Origin of the sequence: Paenibacillus terrae (genome assembly GCF_005217525.1) — a bacterium.
Taxonomy (GTDB): Bacteria; Bacillota; Bacilli; order Paenibacillales; family Paenibacillaceae; genus Paenibacillus; species Paenibacillus terrae_C.
In genome coordinates, this window is the sequence record NZ_PNXQ01000012.1 from 789,571 (window position 1) to 812,165 (window position 22,595).

Below are 22,595 nucleotides of genomic sequence, written 5' to 3' on the forward strand. Positions count from 1 at the left end.
ACCAGCAGAAACTGGTCGTTGAATATGCGGCTGGGGAAAACGATCTGTTTATTTTGCCGGAAGAGGATATGAAGGTGTATGGACAGAATGGTTCAAATTTGCCTTTAGACGATGCTTTTGACAAGAAAACGTATGCTCGGGGTGTGTTCGAGGGCGGCGTATTTAAGGAAAAGGAGCAGGGGGAAAAAGGAACCGATATAATCAAGGAAACTCATTTGTTCGGGATTCCGGTGGAGCAGATGAAGATGTTCAAGGATTTAAAATATAACTCTAAAACATTATTTGCTACCGTGCCACCGCGTACGAGTAATAAGGAAGAAGCCATCAAGGTGTTAAAAGCATTGACGGAATGATAGAGGGGATGAGATACCATGGGAATTTATACAAGAACAGGTGATGAGGGACAAACCTCGGTGATCGGTGGTCGGGTGTCCAAGGATGATGACCGTGTGGAGGCATATGGTACGATTGACGAACTGAACAGCTTTGTAGGACAAGCAATCAGCTTTGCCGAAGGAGAAAAGTTTGCGGATATTCGGGATCAATTGGAGGAAGTACAGCAGGAACTGTTTGATTGCGGTTCGGATTTGGCATTTGTCAAAATCAACGAAAGTAAATACAAGGTGAAGGATGAGCTGGCAGAGCGGCTTGAAGGCTGGATTGACGCATGTCAGGAGGAAAATCCGAAGGTGGAGCGTTTTATTATTCCGGGGGGCAGCACGTTGTCCTCAGCGCTTCATGTTTGCCGTACGGTTTGCCGCCGAGCGGAACGTCGTGCTGTCACACTGGGGAAGCATACCGAAATCAATCCTGCGGTACGTCGGTATTTGAACCGTCTGTCCGATTATTTCTTCGTCGTGGCCCGCACCGCGAATGTACGTCAAGGGGTGCCGGATGTCGAATATGTGCGCAGCAAAAAAGTGTTTCGCAAATAAGGAGGCAACCGGGAATTTGTGATGAGTTTGTACTATGAACCTATCGTGTATACGATCCCTCCTGAGGAGGAGGGAATGCTGTTGAAGACCATTTTGCAAAAACGTATGAATGTTTCACGCAAGCTGATATCCAAACTTAAGCTGACGGAACAAGGTATTATGCTGAACGGAACACGAGTGTATATCAGTGTAAAGGTACAGTCCGGGGATCGGGTGGAAATTCGTATGGAGCGCGAGCGTTCCGATGATATTTTGCCTGAACCGATTCCTTTTGACATTTTGTTTGAGGATGAGCATTTATTGGTTGTCAACAAGGCGGCGGGTATGATTGTCCATCCGACTCACGGCCATTACACGGGAACACTGGCTAATGGGGTTGTGCATTATTGGGAGGCCAAAGGTGAGCTGTTCCGGTTTCGCCCCGTTCATCGTCTGGATCAGGAGACGACTGGCGTTCTTGTGGTGGCTAAAAATCCATATGTACACCAGCATATTTCCGAGCAAATGATTATGGGAACGGTGGATAAGCGTTACACTGCCCTAGTGCACGGTTGCCCTGTTCCACAGGAAGGCAGGGTGGATGGGCCGATTGACCGTAATCCGGATGATCCACATTTGCGCATGGTGACCCCTGATGGTTATCCGGCCCTTACACTGTATAAGCTGGAGGAAGCCTGGAATGAGGGGAGCCGCATCGGGATCAAGCTGGAATCCGGGCGTACGCACCAAATCCGGGTACACATGACTTCTATCGGATGTCCGTTGATCGGAGATAAAATGTACCGAAATACGCCTGCTGACGCTGCGCAACGTGAGCGTTATGATCAACTGGATGCCCAGATGCCCCGACAGGCATTGCATGCCTCAGAGCTGTCCTTGGTGCATCCTGTGACCGGAGAGCAGTTGACGTTTTGTGCTCCTTGGCCTGACGATATGGCCCAGTTACAGGAGCTGTTAAGAAATCAAAATGGAGGGTTAACATAACGATGAGCCAGTTGAAAGTATACCAGTACTCCAAATGCAGCACTTGCCGCAATGCAGTGAAATGGCTGCAAAGCAAGGGACATGAAACGGAATTGATTCCTATTTTTGAGCAACCCCCCGGACCGGAGGAATTGACTGATTTAATCAGCAAAAGTGGACTGGAGCTGAAAAAGTTTTTCAATACGAGCGGTGAGGTATATAAGGAGCTAAAGCTGAAGGACAAGCTGGCAGACATGAGCCGTGAAGAGCAAATCTCGCTTTTATCCTCGAATGGGAGATTGATCAAGCGCCCGATTGTAACAGACGGGAACAAAGTAACGGTAGGCTTCAAAGAGGAAACATTTGATGAAGCATGGGGCGCTCAATAACGTCCAATTCGGCTCCGCGATATGTTATACTGTTGGGGTTAAATAATAATATCATGAATGGGAGCAATACAATCTGTGACACAACGTAAAGAACAATCCATAATGCTGGTTGACGGCATGGCTCTGTTATTCCGCGCTTATTATGCAACTGCTGCAAACGGTTATATAAGGCGTACAAAGGCCGGGGTGCCAACGAACGCAATATATGGTTTTATTCGATATTTTTGGGATGCGGTACAAACATATAATCCAACGCATGTCGTATGCTGCTGGGATATGGGAGGAACGACGTTCCGCGGGGAGCATTTTGCTGCGTACAAGGGAAATCGCGCTGACGCGCCGGATGATTTGATTCCTCAATTTACATTGATCCGTGAAGTGACGGACAGCCTTGGCATCCCTAACATTGGAGCGACAGGCTTTGAAGCGGATGATTGCATCGGTACGCTGGCACGCCACTATACGCAGAATGAGGACATGGATGTAATGATTCTCTCCGGAGATCATGATTTACTCCAATTGGTGGATGAGCGGACACGGGTTATTATTATGAAAAAAGGTCACGGCAATTATATGGTGTATACCCCGGAAACGCTGCTGTCTGAAAAAGGACTCAAACCCCGCCAAGTTGTGGACCTCAAGGGCCTGATGGGGGATGCAAGCGACAATTACCCGGGAGTACGGGGCATTGGTGAAAAGACGGCACTCAAGCTGGTACAGGAATATGACTCCATTGAAGGTATTCTGGAGAATCTGGATCAATTGACGCCAGCAGTGCGCAAAAAGATCGAGAGTGATCTGGATATGCTGCATTTGTCACGTAAGCTGGCAGAAATTCACTGTGGTGTACCTGTAGTATGCGCACTGGACAGCTGTCTGTTGACGCTGGATCATGTGCAAATTGTAGACAAGTTTGAGGAGCTTGAAATGAAAAGCTTGTGTACGTTAATGGGTGTGGCAACTGGATCATAACGAAGCCAGCTTGGCTTCACAAGTACAACTCGGAGTCGCATTACACATATGAGGATGCTGGCGCTTAGTGCGTTAGTGTCCTTTTTTATGCACAGTTATATTAAGGAAGATATATATTCTTGTGAAGGATTATATACAATTGCGATCAGGGGATTGACCTTGGACACGTTTCAGGCGAATATAGGGTAGAGAGAACCGGATCATGACTGAGAGGGGACAACAGCAGCTATGACAGTATTGGGAGCAATTGAGGCAGGCGGTACCAAATTTGTATGTGGAATTGGCAATGAACAGGGAGAGGTGCTGGAACGCGCGAGCTTTCCTACAGTCACGCCAGCAGAAACGATGGCGAATGTCGTTGCATTTTTTGAAGGGAAGGGTATAGAAGCGCTGGGCGTAGGGTCGTTTGGGCCGATTGATCCTATCGAAGGCAGTAATACATATGGCTATATTACAACAACGCCAAAGCCGCATTGGGGCAATTATAACCTGATCGGCAAGCTGAAAGAGCATTTTGATGTACCTATGGGATTTGACACGGATGTGAACGGCGCAGCACTGGGTGAATCCATCTGGGGGGCGGCCAAGGGACTGGACAGCTGTCTCTATATTACGATAGGTACAGGCATTGGAGCGGGTGCTCTGGTCGGTGGGAAGCTGATTCATGGATTATCCCATCCTGAAATGGGCCACATCCTGGTGCGTCGTCATCCAGAAGATACTTATGAAGGGACATGTCCTTATCACGGAGATTGTGTGGAAGGATTGGCAGCAGGTCCTGCGCTTGAAAAAAGATGGAAGGTCAAAGGACATGAGCTTTCTGTGGATCATCCGGCTTGGGAGATGGAAGCTTATTATCTGGCACAGGCTTTGATGAGCTATGTATTGATTCTTTCACCGCAAAAAATTATTATGGGCGGCGGAGTGATGAAGCAGGAGCAACTGTTCCCACTCGTTCGCGCCGAGCTTCAAAAACTGTTGAACGGATACGTACAGCATCCGAGTCTGACTACAGAAATTGATCAATATATCGTGACCCCAGGCTTGGGAGACAATGCCGGATTGTGCGGGGCTCTTGCCTTGGCAAAGGAAAAGTTGAACAAATGATAATTTTGGGTTGACGGCGATCCGAGGTACGGTTATCATATAGGCAACAGTATAGTACGGCTCAAAAAGGGAAGCACCTTTCTTGCGAATACGCGGGATAGGTGCTTTTTTTGCGTTTGGCGTTGTACCGGACTGTAACTCAATTATAAGCATGGAGGAAAAAAGCATGGAAATCGTATTTTTAAACCGCTTGTCCAAGCGGAATGAACAGGGCCATGAGGTATTTGCCCAGGTATGGATTGGACAACATGATGGGGTATGGAGTGCAGGGTGGAGCACACAACACAGCTTGGATGAAAGTACAGATGATCTTTGGTATGAGGGCAGCTTATGGCAGGAGCTGCTGCATGTATACCGCCATGAGCTGGCGCTGAAGATGGCAGAGGGCTACAGGCCCTTAATCCATGGTGTTTTCCATGAGCAGGAAGGGTCAGGGGCAGCAGGGCGTGGACAAACATTACAAAAGCTGTATTGCTATAGTGATTTGTTTCCACGTGATGATGTGTATGAGCAATTGACGATGTGGAGGCGGCAAAAGGCTGCTGCTGAGCGGAAGGCACCTTATTTTATTGCCACCAATCGTCTGCTTCGGTTGATTAGCGTCTATCTTCCCCATACCGAGGAGGAGTTGCTGGAGCTACCAGGGATGGGGCAAGGTAAAATATCTCAATATGGGCCAGAACTGCTGGCTATTACGACACAAAATGACCGGACTACGCCATTTCCGCTAAATTGGGTAACAGAGACGCTGGATGAGGAAGTTTTCTTATCATGGCTGTACAAGCAAAAAGAGACCCAGTATAAGCAGGAACTGAATAAATTCAGTCTGACAAAAACCATTATTGAAAGTATTTCAGACGGTCTTACATTGGAGCATATTGGACAGAAGGTGGGGTTACATCGTAGAGAAATGATTGAAGCAGTGGAGCATTTGGATAGAGATGGAATCGATATGGAAAAGCTGATCCGTCAGGAATTGGTGAACGTATCTGAGGAAGAGCAGACGGCAATCTGGTCTGCGTATGAAGAATTGGGGGATACGTTGCTCAAGCCCGTCATGCTGCGGGTATATGGTGAGGAACAGGCCGCGGAAACGGGGCTGGATCAAGTTTATGAGCGGCTGCGTCTGATTCGTATCCGTTTTCGTCATCAGGTGGCATCAGATCGGCATGCGGGATAACCTAGTGCAGATATAAAAAACTGCACCAAAAAAGCAGCAGCTATATATCCTGTGAGAATACGGCTGCTGCTGATTATTTTCAAACCCAATCCTTCTTGCGGAAAATACAGAACATGCTGACACCCAGCGCCACCATAATACCAATGACGACAAAATAACCATAACGTGTATGAAGCTCAGGCATATTATCAAAGTTCATACCATAAATTCCGGTAATAACAGTCAACGGCATAAACACGGTTGTAATCGCTGTAAACACGCGCATGATTTCATTCGCACGGTTAGCGATACTGGATTGATAAGCTTCTCGAAGGTTACCCATTAAATCGCGGTAAGTTTCGAAAGTCTCCGAAATTTTCACGGCATTTTCATAAATGTCGCTAAAATATTTTTGCAATTGATCGTCGATCAGCCGTAAATCCCGTTTGTTCAACGTATTGATGACTTCTTTTTGTGGACCAAGCACTTTTTTCAGCCACAGAATCTCACTGCGTAAGCCAATAATTTCATTCAAATGCGATTTTTTCGTATGCATCAGAATGTCTTCTTCCAGCTTTTCAATGCGAACCTCAATCCGGTCACCAACCAGAAAATAGTTGTCAACGATCAAGTCGATCAACAGATACATAAAACGGTCAGGCTGGCTGACCTCCTGCTCCCACAGCATAGGCTTGAGGGTGCGCAGCTCATTGATTTTCTGCTTCGTCACCGTAATGATAAAATGGCGGCCCAGGAAAATGTTCAAAGCACGTAAAAATATTTCTTCATCATCAAAACGAATACTGTTTACAACGATAAAATAATGGCTTTCGTAAATTTCAATCTTCGGACGCTGCTCTTCTTCACTCAAACAGTCCTCTACCGCGAGATCATGCATGGAGAACAAAGGCTGGAGCACTGCCAGATCATCAACATCGGCATCAATCCAATAAAAGCCTTCTGCTGGCGGAGTAAGCGCCATTTCAATTTCTTCGACAGGGGTAAAAACCCCGTTATTTACCAAACGGATTTTCATATATGTCACTCCTTATGCTCCGTCGTAACGGAAAATACATGTACCTAAAAGCATAAGGAATGGACTCAGTTAGCCGGAGCGGGTAAGCGGCATCCCCATCAAAAGCCAGAGGCTTTTGGAGCATGCAGAGCCTGGCGTCCCGTCTTTCGGCAAGCTGAAGTCATTCCTATGCTGTTGTTCAGGGATCGCCGCCTATTCGGACTCGGGTCGCCTTCCATTCCGGATTCACCTCACACATGTTCTTTTTTAGGTTGCCACAGTATCACAGAAAGCACTCTAAATCTGCACCACTGCTTTATATTTTCGCCTATAGCACTTGTATAGTATAACGCTCGGCCTACAGCCTTTCAAGCGCAAAATCATGGGCTAAATCAATAGGAGTGACAAGAGCTTCGGCGATGGGATAATGTATGATTTAACATATGGAAAAGTAAACCGAAATGTGAATGCAGGGGTGGAAAATTACAAGTCCCATCTTGACGAAGCCCATCGGATGCATTAAAGTGAACAACAAGAACTTTTTATGAACCCAAATTGAATATAGCGAAATCTTATCAAGAGCAGGTGGAGGGACTAGCCCGATGATACCCGGCAACCGGCGATTTTAATCGCACGGTGCTAATTCTTGCAGGACGCGCGCTTTTTACAAAGAGCGATGCCCTGACAGATGAGAGAGGCGCATATGGATACAAATATGACCTTTCTCGTAACCGAGGAAGGTCTTTTTATTATATGCCCGGCATCTCAACATGACGATTTTCGCAAAAACTTCACCGAACAAGGAGTGAGTTTACATGCCGATTAAAATTCCGGATACACTACCTGCCAAGGAAGTGCTGGAGGGCGAAAATATTTTCGTAATGGATGAAAGCCTGGCCTATCATCAGGATATTCGTCCGTTGCGCATCGCCATTTTGAATTTGATGCCTACCAAAGAGACAACGGAAACCCAACTGCTGCGCCTGGTCGGCAATACCCCGCTTCAAGTGGACGTTACGCTGGTGCACATGAAGTCGCATGTATCTAAAAATACATCGCAGGAATATTTGAACATGTTTTATAAAACCTTTGATGAGATCAGAAACAGCCGTTTTGACGGTATGGTTATTACGGGAGCACCCGTTGAACAGCTTGAGTTTGAAGATGTGAACTACTGGGAGGAAATCCGGCAAATTTTTGAATGGACGAAAACGAATGTAACTTCCACCATGCATATCTGTTGGGCCTCACAGGCGGGTCTGTACCATCATTTCGGCGTTCCTAAATACGGACTTGATTACAAATGCTTTGGCGTGTTTTCACATAGCGTTATTAAACCTAAAGTGAAGCTGCTACGCGGTTTTGATGAATTGTTTTATGCACCTCATTCCCGGCATACAGAGGTTCGGCGCGAAGATATCGAGCATATTCATGAACTGGAGCTTTTATCCGAATCTGAGGAAGCCGGAGTGTACCTGGTAGCTACGCGTGATGGCAAACAAATCTTTGTAACCGGACATTCCGAATACGATCCACTTTCCCTGAAATGGGAATATGATCGTGATGTCGCCAAAGGGATGGATATTGAAGTACCGAAAAATTATTTTCCCAACAATGACCCTGAGCGTACACCGCCCTCAACCTGGCGTGCGCATGCCAATTTATTATTTTCAAATTGGCTCAACTACTATGTATACCAAGAAACCCCTTTTGATATCGGGCCCCAGATTTAAAATGGGGCTTAACGTTTATCTCTACGCAGTACCACCTTGCAGCAGCGCAGCAGTATAGATATGATAATCCAATTTTGCAGCATATGTTATAGCACCTATTGTGGAAATGAACAGGAGGATTCATATGAGTGAGAAACAGTGGAAAATTGAAAGCAGATTGGCACAAATTGGTTCAATTGAAGAGCCGGTAACCGGAGCGGTGAATTTTCCGATTTATCAATCTACGGCGTTTCGCCATCCCCGTTTGGGTCAAAGCACAGGATTTGATTACATTCGCACGATCAATCCGACACGCAAGGTGCTGGAGGAGGCGTCCGCTACACTGGAATCCGGTGATGCAGGCTTTGCATGCAGTTCAGGTATGGCGGCGCTGCAAACGGTATTTGCCCTGTTTGGACAAGGAGATCATCTGATTGTATCGCTGGATCTGTATGGAGGCACGTATCGTTTGCTGGAACGTATTTTATCCAGATTCGGCGTGACGGCGAGCTATGTGGATACGAACGATCTTGAAGCCATCGAGCAGTCATGTCGACCAAATACCAAAGCGGTATTCATTGAAACGCCTACGAATCCATTAATGATGATTACGGATATTCGCGCTGTAGCCGAATGGGCATCACAATGTCAGCTGCTTACCATTGTAGATAATACCCTGTTAACACCGTATTTCCAGCGTCCTTTGGAGCTGGGTGCCGATATTGTGGTACATAGCGCAACCAAGTATCTGGGCGGACACAATGATGTGCTGGCAGGCTTGATCGTATCTAAGGGTAAGGAGCTATCAGCCGAGATTTCCTTCCTTCATAATTCCATTGGTGCTGTACTTTCTCCGAGTGATAGCTACCAGTTGATGAAGGGCATGAAAACATTGGCGCTGCGTATGGATCGGCATGAGCATAATGCGACGGTGCTGGCCAATTATCTGCTGACGCATCCGGCGGTGGCTGAGGTGTTTTATCCGGGGCTTGAGGGTCATCCTGGGCGTGAAATTCAAAAAAAACAATCCAGCGGCAACACAGGTATTTTCTCTTTTAAAGTAAAAGATGCCCGTTATGTGGAGCCATTGCTTCGAAACATTAGGCTTATTGCTTTTGCAGAAAGTCTGGGCGGTGTGGAATCGTTAATGACTTATCCTGCTGTGCAGACACATGCCGATATACCGGCTGAGATTCGGGATGCAGTGGGAGTAGATGATCGGTTGCTGCGCTTCTCCGTCGGCATTGAACATACGGATGATTTAATTGAAGATTTGCGTTCAGCGTTGGAGGCGGCACGTCAGGAAATCGAAGGAGGACAACAGCAATGATTGAGGACGCGCGGAAAATCGGGCAAGAGTCGGAAAAAGAACGGAAATTTGCTACCAAGCTGCTACATTTTGGCTCTGAAATCGATAGTGTTACAGGTGCGTCGAGCGTACCGATTTATCAGGCGTCCACCTTTCACCATCACGATATTTTCAATCCTCCGCTGCATGACTACAGCCGTTCTGGCAACCCGACACGGCAAGCTTTGGAGGACTATATCGCCTTACTGGAAGGCGGGGCCAGAGGGTTTGCCTTTGCATCGGGCATGGCGGCCATCTCCAGTACGTTTATGCTGTTGTCCGCAGGGGACCATGTCATTGTTTCGGAGGATGTATATGGTGGGACCTACCGCCTGCTGACTTCGATTTTAAAACGGATGAACATTGAAACCACCTTCGTCGATATGACAGACATCAACCTTGTGAAAGAAGCATTGCAGGAAAATACGAAGGCAGTGTACATGGAGACGCCCTCCAATCCAACCCTCAAAATCACCGATGTGGCAGGGGTAACAGCTTGGGCACAGGATAAAGGACTGCTGACACTGCTGGATAACACCTTTATGACGCCATATTATCAACGTCCAATTGAGCAGGGTGTCGACATTGTGTTGCACAGCGCAACCAAATTTCTCGGCGGCCACAGTGATGTATTGGCAGGTCTTGCGGTAGCACGTACGGAGTCGTTGGGCAGACAAATCAAGCAGCTTCAAAATGGACTTGGAACCGTATTAGCCCCACAGGAGTCGTGGTTGCTTATGCGCGGGATGAAGACACTGGAAGCGCGTATGGCTCACAGTGAAAAGAGTGCAGCGAAGCTGGCCAATTGGCTGAACGAGCGAAGTGACATTGAGGCGGTATACTATCCGGGTCTGGAAAATCATCCGGGGCGTGCTGTACATGAGAGCCAATCCAGTGGATATGGTGCGGTGATCTCGTTTGATGTAGGTTCCGGTGAGCGTGCAAAAGAGGTACTCAATCGCATACAAATTCCGATTGTGGCGGTAAGTCTAGGAGCTGTGGAAAGTATCTTGTCGTATCCGGCGATGATGTCACATGCGGCAATGCCACACAGTGTACGTCTGGAGCGTGGAATCACGGACGGTCTGCTGCGTTTCTCCGTAGGTCTGGAGGATATTGACGATCTGATCAATGATCTGAATGAGGCTCTTCGCTAAAACAAAAACACGGCATAATAAACATAAAACCTAAAAAAGCAGCAAGCTTCTGTGTAGTGGGAAGCTTGCTGCTTTGTGTAAGCGCGATATGGGGGAGGACAATATGAATGGTGTTGCACAACCCCATTTTCCCTTTCCATGGGACAATCTACCGTAGAATTATAGCTTGTTCGTCGCATCATCCCCTGGGTAGAAAGCAGAAAGAAACGGGAATAAGTATGGTTCCTTACCTAAAGTTATGTTAGTATTATCATTAGGTTTTACTATGCTATACAGCACAGACAAATACAAAGCCAGTCATGAACACATATAATACGACAGGGTTCGAACGCAGGTTTGTGAAATCATTCTCGTTCATAAGTCCTGTCTTTCATTTCGTCCCCCTGTGAAAGCGAAGGAGGATACACCATGAGTGTAATCGATCATATTTTAGATAAAGCCTTGCGCAGCGAACGCCTGAATTTAGAGGACACCGTTGCTTTGTTCGAGTCAGACGAGGTAGAAAAAATCGGTCATGCGGCGAATAAAGTGATGAACCGTATGCATCCTGATCCGATCAAAACCTTCGTCATCGGACGAAATATTAACTATACGAACGTCTGTGACGTATACTGCCGCTTTTGCGCCTTTTACCGTAGACCGGGCTCGGATGAAGGCTATGTCCTCCCCGATGAAGTGATTTTCCAGAAAATCAAGGAAACGCAGGATGTAGGCGGCACCGAGATTCTGATGCAAGGCGGAGTGAATCCTAACCTGCCGTTCAGTTACTATACCGATTTGCTCAAAGCGATCAAGGAGCGTTTTCCTGATATTACGATGCACTCCTTCTCGCCGGCTGAAATTCATAAGATGAAGGAAAAATCCGGCTTGTCCATGGAAGATACGATTCGAGCCATTCATGAAGCTGGATTGGATTCTCTGCCGGGGGGAGGCGGAGAAATTTTGGATGACCGCACACGCCGCAAAATCAGCCGTCTCAAAGGCTCTTGGCGGGATTGGATGGACGTGATGCAGACCGCTCACAAGGTGGGTATGAACACGACAGCTACGATGGTAATCGGCTTTGGCGAGTTGATGGAGGAGCGTGCGCTGCATTTACTGCGTGTTCGTGATGCCCAGGACGAATGCATTGAAAACAAATATGATTCCGAAGGCTTCCTGGCCTTTATTCCATGGACCTTCCAACCGGATAATACGAACCTGAAAAAGGAACGCCAGACGCCAGAGGAATATTTGAAGACTGTTGCAATCAGCCGCCTTGTTCTGGATAACATCAAGCATATTCAGTCTTCGTGGGTAACGATGGGACCGGAAATCGGTAAAAAATCATTGTACTACGGTTGCGACGACTTCGGTAGTACCATGATTGAGGAAAACGTCGTTTCCGCCGCAGGCGCAACGTACAAAGTTAACATCGAATCCATTTTACAGCTGATCCGCGAGACGGGTCATGTTCCGGCACAACGCAATACTCGCTATGATATTATTCGTACCTTTGACGGTGCCAGCAGTATTGAACATGACTTTATTATGCAAAATTAAGACAAACACACCATAACTAAATTAACACATAATGGAGCATGTAACCTGTTATTTTCCGGTAGTAACATAAAGCTTGTCTATCATTAATCCAAATGGAAGGATTAATGATAGACAAGCTTTTTTGACGTTGGTTTCCATCATGTTTTGGCTGCTTAAAGTTTGAAGACACGCTCTAGTTGTCCTCTTTTTTCTAAATACTATCGTATTGAAAGGCAGCTATCGTCATGATAGTATATTAATTAATGGAGTGTTATAATCATACATTAATAAGTGATTTAAGCGATCCATATTTTGAATTCAAATACATATGAAGGTGAATCTTATGCTCAAAGTTAACCGAAACGACCAACGTCCCCTATGGCAGCAACTTCTAGACCAAGCGATTCATAATATTAGAACAGGAAAATGGCCACCAGGGGAATTGCTACTCCCATCTCGTGAGCTCGCTTTATTAGTGGGTGTCTCGCGCTCAACCATACAGATTGTTTATGAGGAATTATTCAGCCGTGGATACACCGTGACATCTCGGCGCGGTGGAACAAGGGTAAGTGAGTGGAGCTATATAACAGGCTCTTTTGAAGATGTTATGCCTCAAGGGCCAGTCACCCCTGAATTACCTGTATTAAACGCTGCAGTCAATCATCTACACGGCTGGCTTAGAGGCAAAGAAGAGCAAAATGTGGAGATTGATTTCTGTCCCCACGAACCTTATTTGGACCAACATTTTCAAAGAAAATGGAGACAATCATTTTTACAAGCCTCCACAGAAATGGACTTGGCGAATTGGGCTTATGGTAACGCCTACGGTTTTGTATCACTGCGCGAACAGATACAACGGTATTTGTCACTTGAACGAGGAATCCATGTGCATATCGATCAAATTATGTTAACCTCAGGAGCGCAGCATAGCCTTGATTTGATCGCTCAAGCGCTATTAACTGAAGGAGACACGGTTTCTGTTGAAGATCCCGGTTTTCCTGCAGCTTGGATGACCATGAAATATAGGAGTATGAATGTTGTGCCCGTTCCTGTTGACGAGTACGGATTACAGGTAGATCACATTCATCCACAATCCAAGCTAACTTTTGTCACGCCTTCGCATCAGTGTGCAGTTGGAGTCATAATGTCGGAACCCCGGAGGCAACAATTGTTACGTAAGGCTACACAACATCAATTTTGGATTGTTGAGGACGATTATGATAGTGAATTTCGATATCGTGGGGACCCACTTCCTACGTTATTCAGCCATCAACCCCAAAACACGTTATATATGATGAGCTTTTCCAAAATGGTTGCTCCTGGAATCCGAATATCTGCGATTGTTGGGCCAAAAGGGGCCATCCAACAGCTTGCTCATGTCCATGCACTCACTTATCGTCATCTTCCAATTATGGAACAATTGACGCTTGCTCATTTTATTGAACACGGGCATTTCATGCGCCATATGAGAAGAGTCAGAAATGTATATCGGCGCAGACATGCAGCCATGACAAAGGCCCTAGCTGCTACTGGTCTAGACAAGCGTTTTAAACTCAGTGGGGTAGAAACAGGATTGCACATGCTTCTCGAAGCTGAGGAATCGTTTGACGAAGAAGCTGTGACTAACCAAGCGCTCAAAGAAGGAATACGTGTTTATCCCCTAAGCAATTATTGTCTAAATAGCGACCGAAAAGGATGGGTACTTGGTTTTGCTAAAGTAGATGAGGAGGCAATTGAAGTCGGTATTTATCGCCTTGCGGAGATGCTTTTATAAGACACCGTCTACGCCGAGAAGCATCATCAAAGCTTCATGAGATGGCGTAGCTACCACTTCTGCAGCAAAGGTGAATACTCGTTGCTTACCGCCAAGCAGCTTCTCATCCGTTTTACAACTTTATCCTTTGACAGCCCATATACTTTACGGATGTGACCGTTAATCAGCCGAAGGTGGCATATACCACCTCCACAATATATCTGCCATACCTTTGTGACCTTATCTGTCTCTGTACTGATTTTCAGCCTTCTATTGTTTCTGCTCAGCTTGTTGAATTACATTCGTACTATATTGCTTTTTTCGAAATTGTCCATGTATCAAAAGATGTGCCGCTAAACCTGTAATAAGTCCCCAAAATGCACCTCCAACTCCAAGTAATGTAACATTTGCGGCTGTTGCCAAAAAAGTAATTAATGCTGTCTCACGTCCCTTGGGATCTGTTAATGCGTTGGCAAGGCTACCGCCAATTGTACCCAGGAGTGCCAATCCTGCTAAGGTGGCGATAAAGGTAGCAGGAAGAATCAGAAACAGAGCAGACAGCGTCACACCAAAAATGCCGACAACAATGTAAAAAATGCCACAGGCAATACCTGCAATGTAACGTTTTGTTGAATCCTCGTGCGCGTCTTTCCCTGTACAAATCGCCGCTGTAATTGCTGCTACATTAAAGGCGTGTGAGCCAAAAGGCGCTGTTAAGAGCGAGCCCAAACCCGTTACAGTCAAAATCGGATTCGCGCTCGTTTTAAATCCGTCATTTCGCAATACTAGCATTCCAGGCATATATTGTCCCGTCAAGGTAATAATAAACAACGGTAATGCAACACCCAATAAAGCATGAAACGAAAACTCCGGAACGACAAATACCGGCGATGCAATTGCCAATTTGATATTACTGAAATCTACTTTCCCCACACTAATCAAATAAATAAGTCCGATTGCCAAAATACCCACGATAGCGTAACGGGATGTAAACCTTCTTAATACTACATACGCAGAAAACAGGACAACTACAAGCAGAGGGTCAACTTTCGCGCCACCAAAGGCTGAAATGCCAAACTGCAGTAAAATACCTGCCAGCAGCCCTGAAGCAATGCCTGGAGGGATTAGCCGGACGAAACGTTCGAACATCCCCGATAACCCCAAAATAATAAATCCTAAAGCAGAGATAATATAGGCACCAATCACTTCTGGATAGGGGGTTACAGCTAACGCCGAAACAAGAAAAGCTACGCCTGGTGTTGACCAAGCGGTAATAATCGGTTCACGGTATCGGTAACTTAGCCATATACCAGTTGCACCCACACCAATAGAAATCGACCATATCCATGAAGCGGTCATTTCAGAGCTTAGACCTGCTACTTTTGCTGCCTGAAATACGAGAATAAATGTACCCCCATAATTGACAATGACAGATATTAAAGCAGCTATAGTGGGTGAAATTAAATCGCGGCCGCGCAGTGAAGTTGATGTTGTGTTCATAAGCTCTCTCCTGCCTCTCTCCTAATCGTTCTGACGCGCGTTTTCGTTCCAGTAATACTCATATTTTACAACGTCTTTTACTTTATTCGTTTGCAAATGTCCGATAAAATGCCATTCCACCTGGTTGTACTGCTGCATAAGTAGTAATTTCCCCAAAAGCTCTTGAGCTTGTTTTCACCAAATAAAGTTTCGCCCGCTTGAATGGCAATTTTTAATTTTTCAAGGGGTACGATTTTTGTCGCTAACAACAATTTCACATCTTCTTTCTTGCGCCCTGAAGCCTGGCAAGCCAATTCCATCCGTTATCGTACGGATTCAAGATTTTCTTCGACTAAATGGCCCATGTTCGTTCTACCCTCTTTCTGCTTCTCACCCATGTATTTTGTTCAAGTATTTTAGCTTTTCCCATTTCTGATGCCTTCTTATCAAAATTTTTGGTTCTAACATCAGTAAAGAGCCACAGTCCTTATGATTAGGATCCACGGCTTTTGGTCATTACTCAACCTGGCTGGTTTAACTTTCATCCCAAACCCTGTTTTATAGATGTAAGTAACCTCTATATTGTTTCAGGAATGGAGATCACGAAGAAAGACACATGCAAATTAGCAAAAATAAATGTTTTCGTTAGAGACCGCTATTAGACTGTTTTTGCTGGTCTATACATTTTTTCTTCTTCGATTGGATTTTCTTTCGCCGTTATATGATAGGGGTCAATGCGGTATACCTGAACTGGACCTCCGAATACAGCGGACCTGTATTTGTCAACGTGCTGTTTGGCCAATGGGCGGTTATAATAATCAGGCACATATTTTTGAATCATTTCCTGCAACATATGTGTAACCTCGTCCAGATCGACAATAGGCTCAGCCTTGCCGAAAATCATAACACTCATATATGCGGTGTCTGTCTTGGCTGGTACTGGATCAGTAATAGTTCCATATTCTTCGCAAACTGTAAAACAAACCTCTGGATTTGTACTCATCACCTGATTGCGTCTCCCGCCTGTAGCCCCATGAAAATAAAGCTTTCCGTTTGACCAAACGTAATTGAGCGGAATAACGTATGGCAACTTACCATCAACCATACCCAGATGTCCAATCCTCGCTTTATTCAAGAAAGAATCAATTTTGTCACTGTCCAATACTTCTCTTATCTTGTAACGAACCTTATCCATTTTCAACCGCTCCTCTAATGTTGGATTGTTTTCGTTAGTATATCAGTCGTTGGATTGAGTGAGTACATCCATAATCTAATAATTAAACAATCCATATTTTTTTACTAAGCAGATTCCTTTCCAAAGCTGCATGAGGGGGCTTCGGCATTGCTCAAGTTATGAAGACGTTTAACCAGCGGCGACTTGAACGGGACTTTCATTTGATCAGATGGGATAAATGCATGGGAGTACCCGCTCACTATGCGCATGATCCACCGCTACTTATACTAAGATGTATCTTGAAACAAGCTACTAATAATTCACGTTTCTGTAGCAGGCGCAACGCAATACCCGCTATGATATTATTCGTACCTTTGACGGTGCCAGCAGCATCGAACATGACTTTATTATGCAAAATTAGAAATACATCCTTTAATATATCTTAATCACAAAAAACGCTTATCTATCATTAATCCGTGTAGAGGGATTAGTGTAGATAAGCGTTTTTTAATGTGTTTATTATTATGGATTATTCTTTTTCCTCAAATCGCATTAATATAGAAAGGAGGGATGCCTGTGGAGGTTAAAGATACGCTGATGTTGATGATTCAATTTGCAACGTTGGTGATCTTGATTATTTCCTTCAACAAAAAGAAATAGACCGCCCTCTGGAAAAGGTTAGCGGTCTATTTCAGCGCCTTTGTTAACACAGCCACCGCCCTTATAAGCGGCTGTTGCTAAAGAGTGAGGATGCTACAACATCCTTACTCTTTTTAGTGTATACATCTTAGCTATATTTTATCATATTGCCGACTAGCATGGCAATGGAATAAAAGCGTATTACGGTAAATATACTTGGCCTGCTACACTTCCCATCGCTTCACATACATAATCTCAGCCTGCGGGTCTGTCATTTGGATGACTGCCTTAAATCGTTGCAAATCTAATAGGTGAACGCTGTAGACGATGACCTGTTCATCTTTTTCCTCTGTCAGTCCACCTCTATTTTTGCCCTCTATCTGTGCAGGATTTCCCACAGGCATATTGTGTATACGAAGTCTGCGGTATAAGGCTTCTTCGATGGTTTGCTGATCCTTGCTGACGACACATACCATGAGGGTCAGACCATTAAACATCAGTCGGGCCGTTTCATAGGCAGCAAGGCAGGAAAGGGCTGAATACAGAGCTGGCTCCCAGCCTAGCATGAAGCCAGCCGTAATTAGCAGCAAACCATTACAAAGCATCACAATTTGTATCAACGGAATCTTCCGATGCGTTAATAACAGACTGGATGGACGGCCTTCGTCAGATTCATTTAGCCCCAGAGAATCGAGCAAACCTCCGTGACGGGCCGCCAGCCCTGCGCCAAGTCCGATGCAGACCCCGCCGCCCAGAGCGCATACTACCGGATGGCCACTCACTGCCGGGAATGGAGACAGAATAATGGCTGAGCCTGAAAAGGCAAACAAACCTGGAAGCGCCCGAAGCAGCATGGGCTTGTGGGTCGACAGAGAATACAGCAGCATCAGCGGCAAGTTCAAAATGAACAGCAGTAATCCAAAATGTTCTTGTGTGTAAAGCGACACGAGTCTGGAGATGCCTGTGACGCCACCAGCGATCATATCATGCGGATGCAAAAACAATTCCAGACCGACGGATGCCATAATTCCGCCAATCACCGTATAAAAGACAGGCAACCTGCTCGCATCTCCCGAAGCGGGCTTCACAAGCCGCCTCATAGAGCTTCGGCATGTTTTACAGCGTGCGGCATAGCCTTCCCTCCTATTGGATTGTCGTATCCAGCTTTTACATTTCAGTTACACTGAGTTCCTCTCTTCCTTTCGAAGGCGGGGGTCCTTGAATTTGAAAACTTTATTCATCATATTAAAAATAGGTTTTGACTGCTTTGCCAGTAACGGAGCCATAATCGCCAATATAAGTACATAGATAGCTGCAAAGGGCTGAACAATATCCAGCAAACCGCCCTCTTTGCCCAAATTAGCCATAATGATCGAGAACTCACCGCGGGCCACAATCGTCAAACCGATATTTGCCGACGCCTTGGGTGACAGAGAGACAGTGCGTCCAGCCAGCATCCCGGCCCAAATGTTACCGATTAACGTAAGAATGACTGCTGCCAGCGCAAGCCAGATCGCGTTTCCTCCCAGAGACAGTGGGTCAATAGATAGTCCGAAGCTGAAGAAGAACAAGGCGCCAAAGAAATCGCGGAAAGGAACAATTAAATGCTCGATCCGTTTGGCATGTTCTGTTTCGGCCAGCACGAGTCCGATTAGTAAGGCTCCGATGGCTTCCGCCACATGAATCGTTTCCGAAAAACCTGCCACAAGAAACAGGGAGCCAAAAATAACAAGTCCGAATACCTCATTGGAGCGAATACGAAGAATTCGATTTAACAGAGGGACGGCCTTCCGACCGATAATAATAACTGCGAGCATAAAGCCAAGCGCGATTAGCGCCGATAACAGCACACCCCCGAGCGAGGATGAATCGCTGAGAACCAATCCGGAGAGGATGGAAATGTAGACGGCGAGGAAGACATCCTCAAACATAATAATGCCTAAAATCATTTCAGTTTCAGCATTAGCGGTTCGCTTCAGATCGACCAACACCTTGGCAGCAATAGCGCTGGAGGAAATCGTCGTGATCCCGGCAATGACGAGTGTCTCTGCAATGGGAAAACCAGTTAGAAAGCCGAGCGCCAGTCCTAATGTAAAGTTAATGCCGATATATATGGTGCCGCCCACCGCGATGGAACGGCCTGATTTAATCAAACGGCCTACCGAGAACTCCAGTCCCAGGTAGAAGAGAAGAAATAGCACCCCGATTCTTCCCATAAAATCAATAAAAGACGCGCTTTCGATAAATCGGAAATCAAAATGCCACAGCTCCATCGCATGCGGTCCGACGGCCATTCCAATCAGAATATAAAAAGGGATGACCGATAAGCGCAGTTTGGTGGAGATAAGTCCTGCTGCGGCGATCAGAGCAATAGCCAATCCAACCTCAAATACCAGATGATCCATCCAATCACCCGCTTCCGTTCATAAGAATTTGTTTAAAGCGTTTTTGCTGATCACGTTCCCCGACCACGACCACAGTAGCACCTTCGCTAATAATCACTTCCGGGCCGGGATTTACATACTTGTTCCCTTTTTTCTCTACAATGGCAATAACCGTAGCTCCTGAATTTTGCCGTACATCCAGCTCACCGATGGACTTGCCAACACTAGCATAGTGAGGCTCCACTCTGTACCATTCAATAATAAAATCGTCGAACGTCATTTCTACGCTTTCAAGCTGCTTGGGCTTATACGTCATGCCACCGATAATGGAGGCTACCAAACGTGCTTCCTGATCACTCAGGGTCGTCATGGAAATACTTTGTTCCAAATCCTTATAATCAAAATGATACAGCTCACGTCTGCCGTCATCATGAATAATAATGACAATGCGATCGCCACTTTCCGCATCTATTCGATACTTAATCCCAATTCCTGGCAAAATAGACTCTCGAATATCCATTTGTAAAGCCTCCTGTATTGTACATTTGTTTAAAATTGGTATGGGAAATAAATCACATACATTAGGTGTGACATGGAACTTTTTTTACATCTTAAAATTACATTAATTGGCACAAAAACAGACAGAGAACAGACTTATTTATTGAAATATTAGGAAAATTTTACAAAGAGACATGCAAATATGATGTGCATGTAAAAGGGGTTAAGCCACATAACTGGAGGTGAATTTAATGGGGAACAAGTAGAGTTGCTTTTTCAGCTTGTAGATGACAGGAATAAAAGGCAAGCGCAGTTTTGGAATACTCAATAGTAGCACCAACGCCACCAAAATGACAAAGGGAAGTGATTTGGCCGCAGCAATCACCAGATGAAGGACCGGAGAGGATTTGCGGATGGCTGGTTTGGAGTGATGCTCCAGCCCATGGGAGTCCGTTTCCAACGAAGAAGCTTCAACAATCGGCATGAGAGAAGATCCCGCAGTAAACTGGAGGGATTGAGTAGTATCTTCCGCGTGAAACGTCACAGGAAGGGACAAAATCTGAACGAGGCTCAATATGACAATCATGAGTGTACGCAGCATGTTCAGCATCGTTGACATCTAATCCCCTCCCTCTTGTGAAAAATTCATATTAATATAACCTTAACATACCCAACCCTAAATATTCAAACGTATTGAGTTTGTAGCCATTCTTTATAACACCAAAACCTTCTCTTTGAAACCTGATTTTTCTCATTTTACACTGTATCCTGTTTCCAGTCGTTCACTTCGTATAACCCTTTAGAGCCCGCCATATACTGTAATCAGTGATCGAAAGGAGTGAGCCAATGGAACTGTTTACAGTGTGGACCCATACAGACGGAAATCAGGAAAGCGACCGTTTTTATCAGGTGGTCAAGAGTAGAAACAAAGGACTACATATGTCACGGCGCGGATTTCGATTCACTTTCAGACAACTGGAAAACAAAGTGGCCTGGACCTGCAAGGGTACAGAGAGCAATCCGGCGTTTGAAAGCTTTCTCCCCTGTGTATACAGCATCATGGCTTCCGCAATAGCGGATTATATTATCGAAGTGAAGGAATGGGGGATGCTCAATCTGATCCTCGCTAAAGCCTGTTCGCTACTGGAGGAAGAGGATACGGAACAGATTCGCAGCATGGTGCGCTCTTTGTTAAAGGATGATGGGCGAAGAGGACGTATGAAGCGTCACGGCAAACTGGTGGCCTTACTGGAAAAGGATTTTATGGAGCTGCGCGTGGTTAATCTGGAAGGGCTTATTCAATTCAGGTTGAACGCATACAAAAAAGAGCTTGAGGAAATCGTCGACTATGCCATGGAAGAATTTTGGGCAGATCAGCAGTATGAAGAATTTATGGGATTGCTCAAATATTTTGTGTTTTTCCAGGAAAGTAAAGTTCCACTGGTGCATGTGCTTCATCAGGGGGGGCATGATTTTACCATCCTTGATAGCTCCATGGTGCCGATACCGACACCTGAAGGAGATGACATTATTGTGGAGATGCCAGGAGTTGAACTTGAAATGGAAGTCGAGGACAGAATTGTCAGCACACTCATTTCGATTTCTCCTGCTTCCATTATATTACACACAGACGACGAGCACACCCCTATTGTACGGACGCTCCTGCATATTTTTGAAGATAAAATGAAGCTCAGCAGACTCTATCCCGGACAGGATGTTCAAAAATAATCAAATGCTCGTATAAACCAACGGATTTCTGGAAAGCCTTTGCCTCAAGGGGAGGTTTTTTATGAGATCCATGTTGGTTTGGAAACGGATTTTGGGAACCTTGTTAACCGCCACTTGTCTGGTATTGCCCGGCAATGAGGTTTACGGTCACAAAGAGCCGGTCCAGCATAAAAAAGGGCAGTCAACGCCTGTTTTGGCTCCGCGGGAGGAGCAGGTAATTACGACTATGACGGTCACGGCAACAGGATATACAGCAGGCTATGAATCCACTGGCAAACGGCCAAGTCATCCCGGTTACGGTATCACGTATTCCGGTGTTAAAGTGCGTCGTGACAAAAACACACTGTCCACGATTGCGGCTGATCCCAAAACATTTCCTTTGGGTAGCATTTTGTACATTCCGGGTTACGGCTACGGCATTGTAGCAGATACGGGATCAGCGATCAAAGGCAATAAAATCGACCTGTATTTCAAAACTACCCGGCAGGTATATTCCGAGTGGGGCAAGAAAGAAGTGGATGTGCAAATTATTAGAAAAGGAAACGGAAAATGTACGGAGAAGATGCTGAATTCGCTCCAAAAGGTGATCGAGACGCACAAATCCATTCCGGCCTCTACGCTGGATGATTCCATATAATTCGTGTATATAGTTCTTCCCGGCT

21 protein-coding genes, 2 pseudogenes and 1 riboswitch are annotated in these 22,595 nt (G+C 45.6%); of the genes and pseudogenes, 15 read left to right on the forward strand and 8 right to left on the reverse strand.

From position 1 onward, the window contains the following. From C1I60_RS25625 to C1I60_RS13815, 7 genes and pseudogenes are all read left to right on the forward strand, one after another. Positions 1-353 (forward strand): annotated as a pseudogene (locus tag C1I60_RS25625) (hypothetical protein); the annotation flags it as partial. 18 nt (positions 354-371) lie between these two features. After that, positions 372-935 carry a cob(I)yrinic acid a,c-diamide adenosyltransferase gene (locus C1I60_RS13790; RefSeq protein ID WP_137062201.1) on the forward strand — a complete coding sequence of 188 codons (564 nt, stop codon included), beginning with the start codon at positions 372-374 and terminating at the stop codon, positions 933-935. A gap of 21 nt (positions 936-956) precedes the next feature. Beyond that, a complete protein-coding gene (locus C1I60_RS13795) occupies positions 957-1,919 on the forward strand; it encodes an RluA family pseudouridine synthase (protein WP_137062202.1) in 963 nt (320 codons plus the stop codon). A gap of 2 nt (positions 1,920-1,921) precedes the next feature. Next, positions 1,922-2,287, forward strand: a complete 366-nt coding sequence (locus tag C1I60_RS13800; protein WP_137062203.1) for an arsenate reductase family protein — start codon at positions 1,922-1,924, stop codon at positions 2,285-2,287. Positions 2,288-2,362: 75 nt separating this feature from the next. Continuing rightward, on the forward strand, positions 2,363-3,259 hold the full coding sequence (locus C1I60_RS13805) for a 5'-3' exonuclease (protein ID WP_137062204.1): 897 nt from the start codon (positions 2,363-2,365) through the stop codon (positions 3,257-3,259). A 228-nt stretch (positions 3,260-3,487) separates the two neighbouring features. Beyond that, positions 3,488-4,366: an ROK family protein gene (locus C1I60_RS13810; RefSeq protein ID WP_137062205.1), complete on the forward strand. Its 879-nt coding sequence runs from the start codon at positions 3,488-3,490 to the stop codon at positions 4,364-4,366. A gap of 166 nt (positions 4,367-4,532) precedes the next feature. Then, positions 4,533-5,546 (forward strand): HRDC domain-containing protein, encoded by a 1,014-nt coding sequence (locus C1I60_RS13815; RefSeq protein ID WP_137062206.1) that lies wholly within the window; start codon positions 4,533-4,535, stop codon positions 5,544-5,546. A 79-nt stretch (positions 5,547-5,625) separates the two neighbouring features. On the opposite strand, the gene corA is transcribed toward C1I60_RS13815, so the two are convergent. Next, entirely contained in the window at positions 5,626-6,561 is a 936-nt protein-coding gene (gene corA / locus C1I60_RS13820; protein ID WP_014280596.1) for a magnesium/cobalt transporter CorA, read from the reverse strand. A gap of 548 nt (positions 6,562-7,109) precedes the next feature. Next, a riboswitch (SAM riboswitch) is annotated at positions 7,110-7,235 on the forward strand. A 120-nt stretch (positions 7,236-7,355) separates the two neighbouring features. On the opposite strand from corA, the gene metA reads away from it, so the two are divergent. From metA to pdxR, 5 genes are all read left to right on the forward strand, one after another. Then, the gene (gene metA, locus C1I60_RS13825) at positions 7,356-8,273 is read left to right on the forward strand and encodes a homoserine O-acetyltransferase MetA (protein ID WP_137062207.1); all 918 of its coding nucleotides are present in this window, start codon (positions 7,356-7,358) and stop codon (positions 8,271-8,273) included. Positions 8,274-8,397: 124 nt separating this feature from the next. Further along, positions 8,398-9,582 (forward strand): PLP-dependent transferase, encoded by a 1,185-nt coding sequence (locus C1I60_RS13830; protein ID WP_137062208.1) that lies wholly within the window; start codon positions 8,398-8,400, stop codon positions 9,580-9,582. Further along, complete coding sequence (locus C1I60_RS13835; RefSeq protein WP_137062209.1) at positions 9,579-10,757, forward strand: trans-sulfuration enzyme family protein; 1,179 nt, start codon at positions 9,579-9,581, stop codon at positions 10,755-10,757. Before C1I60_RS13830 ends, C1I60_RS13835 begins: the two co-directional genes overlap by 4 nt. A gap of 408 nt (positions 10,758-11,165) precedes the next feature. Continuing rightward, on the forward strand, positions 11,166-12,299 hold the full coding sequence (gene mqnC, locus C1I60_RS13840) for a cyclic dehypoxanthinyl futalosine synthase (protein WP_137062210.1): 1,134 nt from the start codon (positions 11,166-11,168) through the stop codon (positions 12,297-12,299). 322 nt (positions 12,300-12,621) lie between these two features. Further along, positions 12,622-14,052 (forward strand): MocR-like pyridoxine biosynthesis transcription factor PdxR, encoded by a 1,431-nt coding sequence (gene pdxR, locus C1I60_RS13845; RefSeq protein WP_137062282.1) that lies wholly within the window; start codon positions 12,622-12,624, stop codon positions 14,050-14,052. Positions 14,053-14,301: 249 nt separating this feature from the next. On the opposite strand, the gene C1I60_RS13850 is transcribed toward pdxR, so the two are convergent. The 3 genes and pseudogenes from C1I60_RS13850 to C1I60_RS13860 form a co-directional block, all read right to left on the reverse strand. Further along, a complete protein-coding gene (locus C1I60_RS13850; protein ID WP_170970799.1) occupies positions 14,302-15,531 on the reverse strand; it encodes a benzoate/H(+) symporter BenE family transporter in 1,230 nt (409 codons plus the stop codon). A gap of 60 nt (positions 15,532-15,591) precedes the next feature. Beyond that, positions 15,592-15,830 (reverse strand): annotated as a pseudogene (locus C1I60_RS13855) (YggS family pyridoxal phosphate-dependent enzyme); the annotation flags it as partial. A gap of 338 nt (positions 15,831-16,168) precedes the next feature. Continuing rightward, the gene (locus C1I60_RS13860) at positions 16,169-16,705 is read right to left on the reverse strand and encodes a pyridoxamine 5'-phosphate oxidase family protein (RefSeq protein WP_137062211.1); all 537 of its coding nucleotides are present in this window, start codon (positions 16,703-16,705) and stop codon (positions 16,169-16,171) included. Between the two features lie 549 nt (positions 16,706-17,254). Here C1I60_RS13860 and C1I60_RS26335 point away from each other — a divergent pair. Then, entirely contained in the window at positions 17,255-17,344 is a 90-nt protein-coding gene (locus tag C1I60_RS26335) for a putative holin-like toxin (RefSeq protein ID WP_007429455.1), read from the forward strand. A 203-nt stretch (positions 17,345-17,547) separates the two neighbouring features. On the opposite strand, the gene C1I60_RS13865 is transcribed toward C1I60_RS26335, so the two are convergent. The 4 genes from C1I60_RS13865 to C1I60_RS13880 all read right to left on the reverse strand — a co-directional run bounded on the left by C1I60_RS13865 (position 17,548) and on the right by C1I60_RS13880 (position 20,824). After that, on the reverse strand, positions 17,548-18,411 hold the full coding sequence (locus C1I60_RS13865; RefSeq protein ID WP_137062284.1) for a YitT family protein: 864 nt from the start codon (positions 18,409-18,411) through the stop codon (positions 17,548-17,550). Positions 18,412-18,501: 90 nt separating this feature from the next. Continuing rightward, positions 18,502-19,728, reverse strand: a complete 1,227-nt coding sequence (locus C1I60_RS13870; RefSeq protein WP_137062212.1) for a cation:proton antiporter — start codon at positions 19,726-19,728, stop codon at positions 18,502-18,504. Positions 19,729-19,732: 4 nt separating this feature from the next. After that, complete coding sequence (locus C1I60_RS13875; RefSeq protein ID WP_137062213.1) at positions 19,733-20,227, reverse strand: cation:proton antiporter regulatory subunit; 495 nt, start codon at positions 20,225-20,227, stop codon at positions 19,733-19,735. 201 nt (positions 20,228-20,428) lie between these two features. Continuing rightward, positions 20,429-20,824, reverse strand: a complete 396-nt coding sequence (locus C1I60_RS13880; protein ID WP_137062214.1) for a hypothetical protein — start codon at positions 20,822-20,824, stop codon at positions 20,429-20,431. A gap of 227 nt (positions 20,825-21,051) precedes the next feature. Between C1I60_RS13880 and C1I60_RS13885 the strand changes: the two genes are divergently transcribed. Further along, positions 21,052-21,933 carry a putative sporulation protein YtxC gene (locus C1I60_RS13885; RefSeq protein WP_137062215.1) on the forward strand — a complete coding sequence of 294 codons (882 nt, stop codon included), beginning with the start codon at positions 21,052-21,054 and terminating at the stop codon, positions 21,931-21,933. 61 nt (positions 21,934-21,994) lie between these two features. Next, positions 21,995-22,570 carry a 3D domain-containing protein gene (locus C1I60_RS13890; protein WP_137062216.1) on the forward strand — a complete coding sequence of 192 codons (576 nt, stop codon included), beginning with the start codon at positions 21,995-21,997 and terminating at the stop codon, positions 22,568-22,570. Positions 22,571-22,595 lie beyond the last annotated feature (25 nt).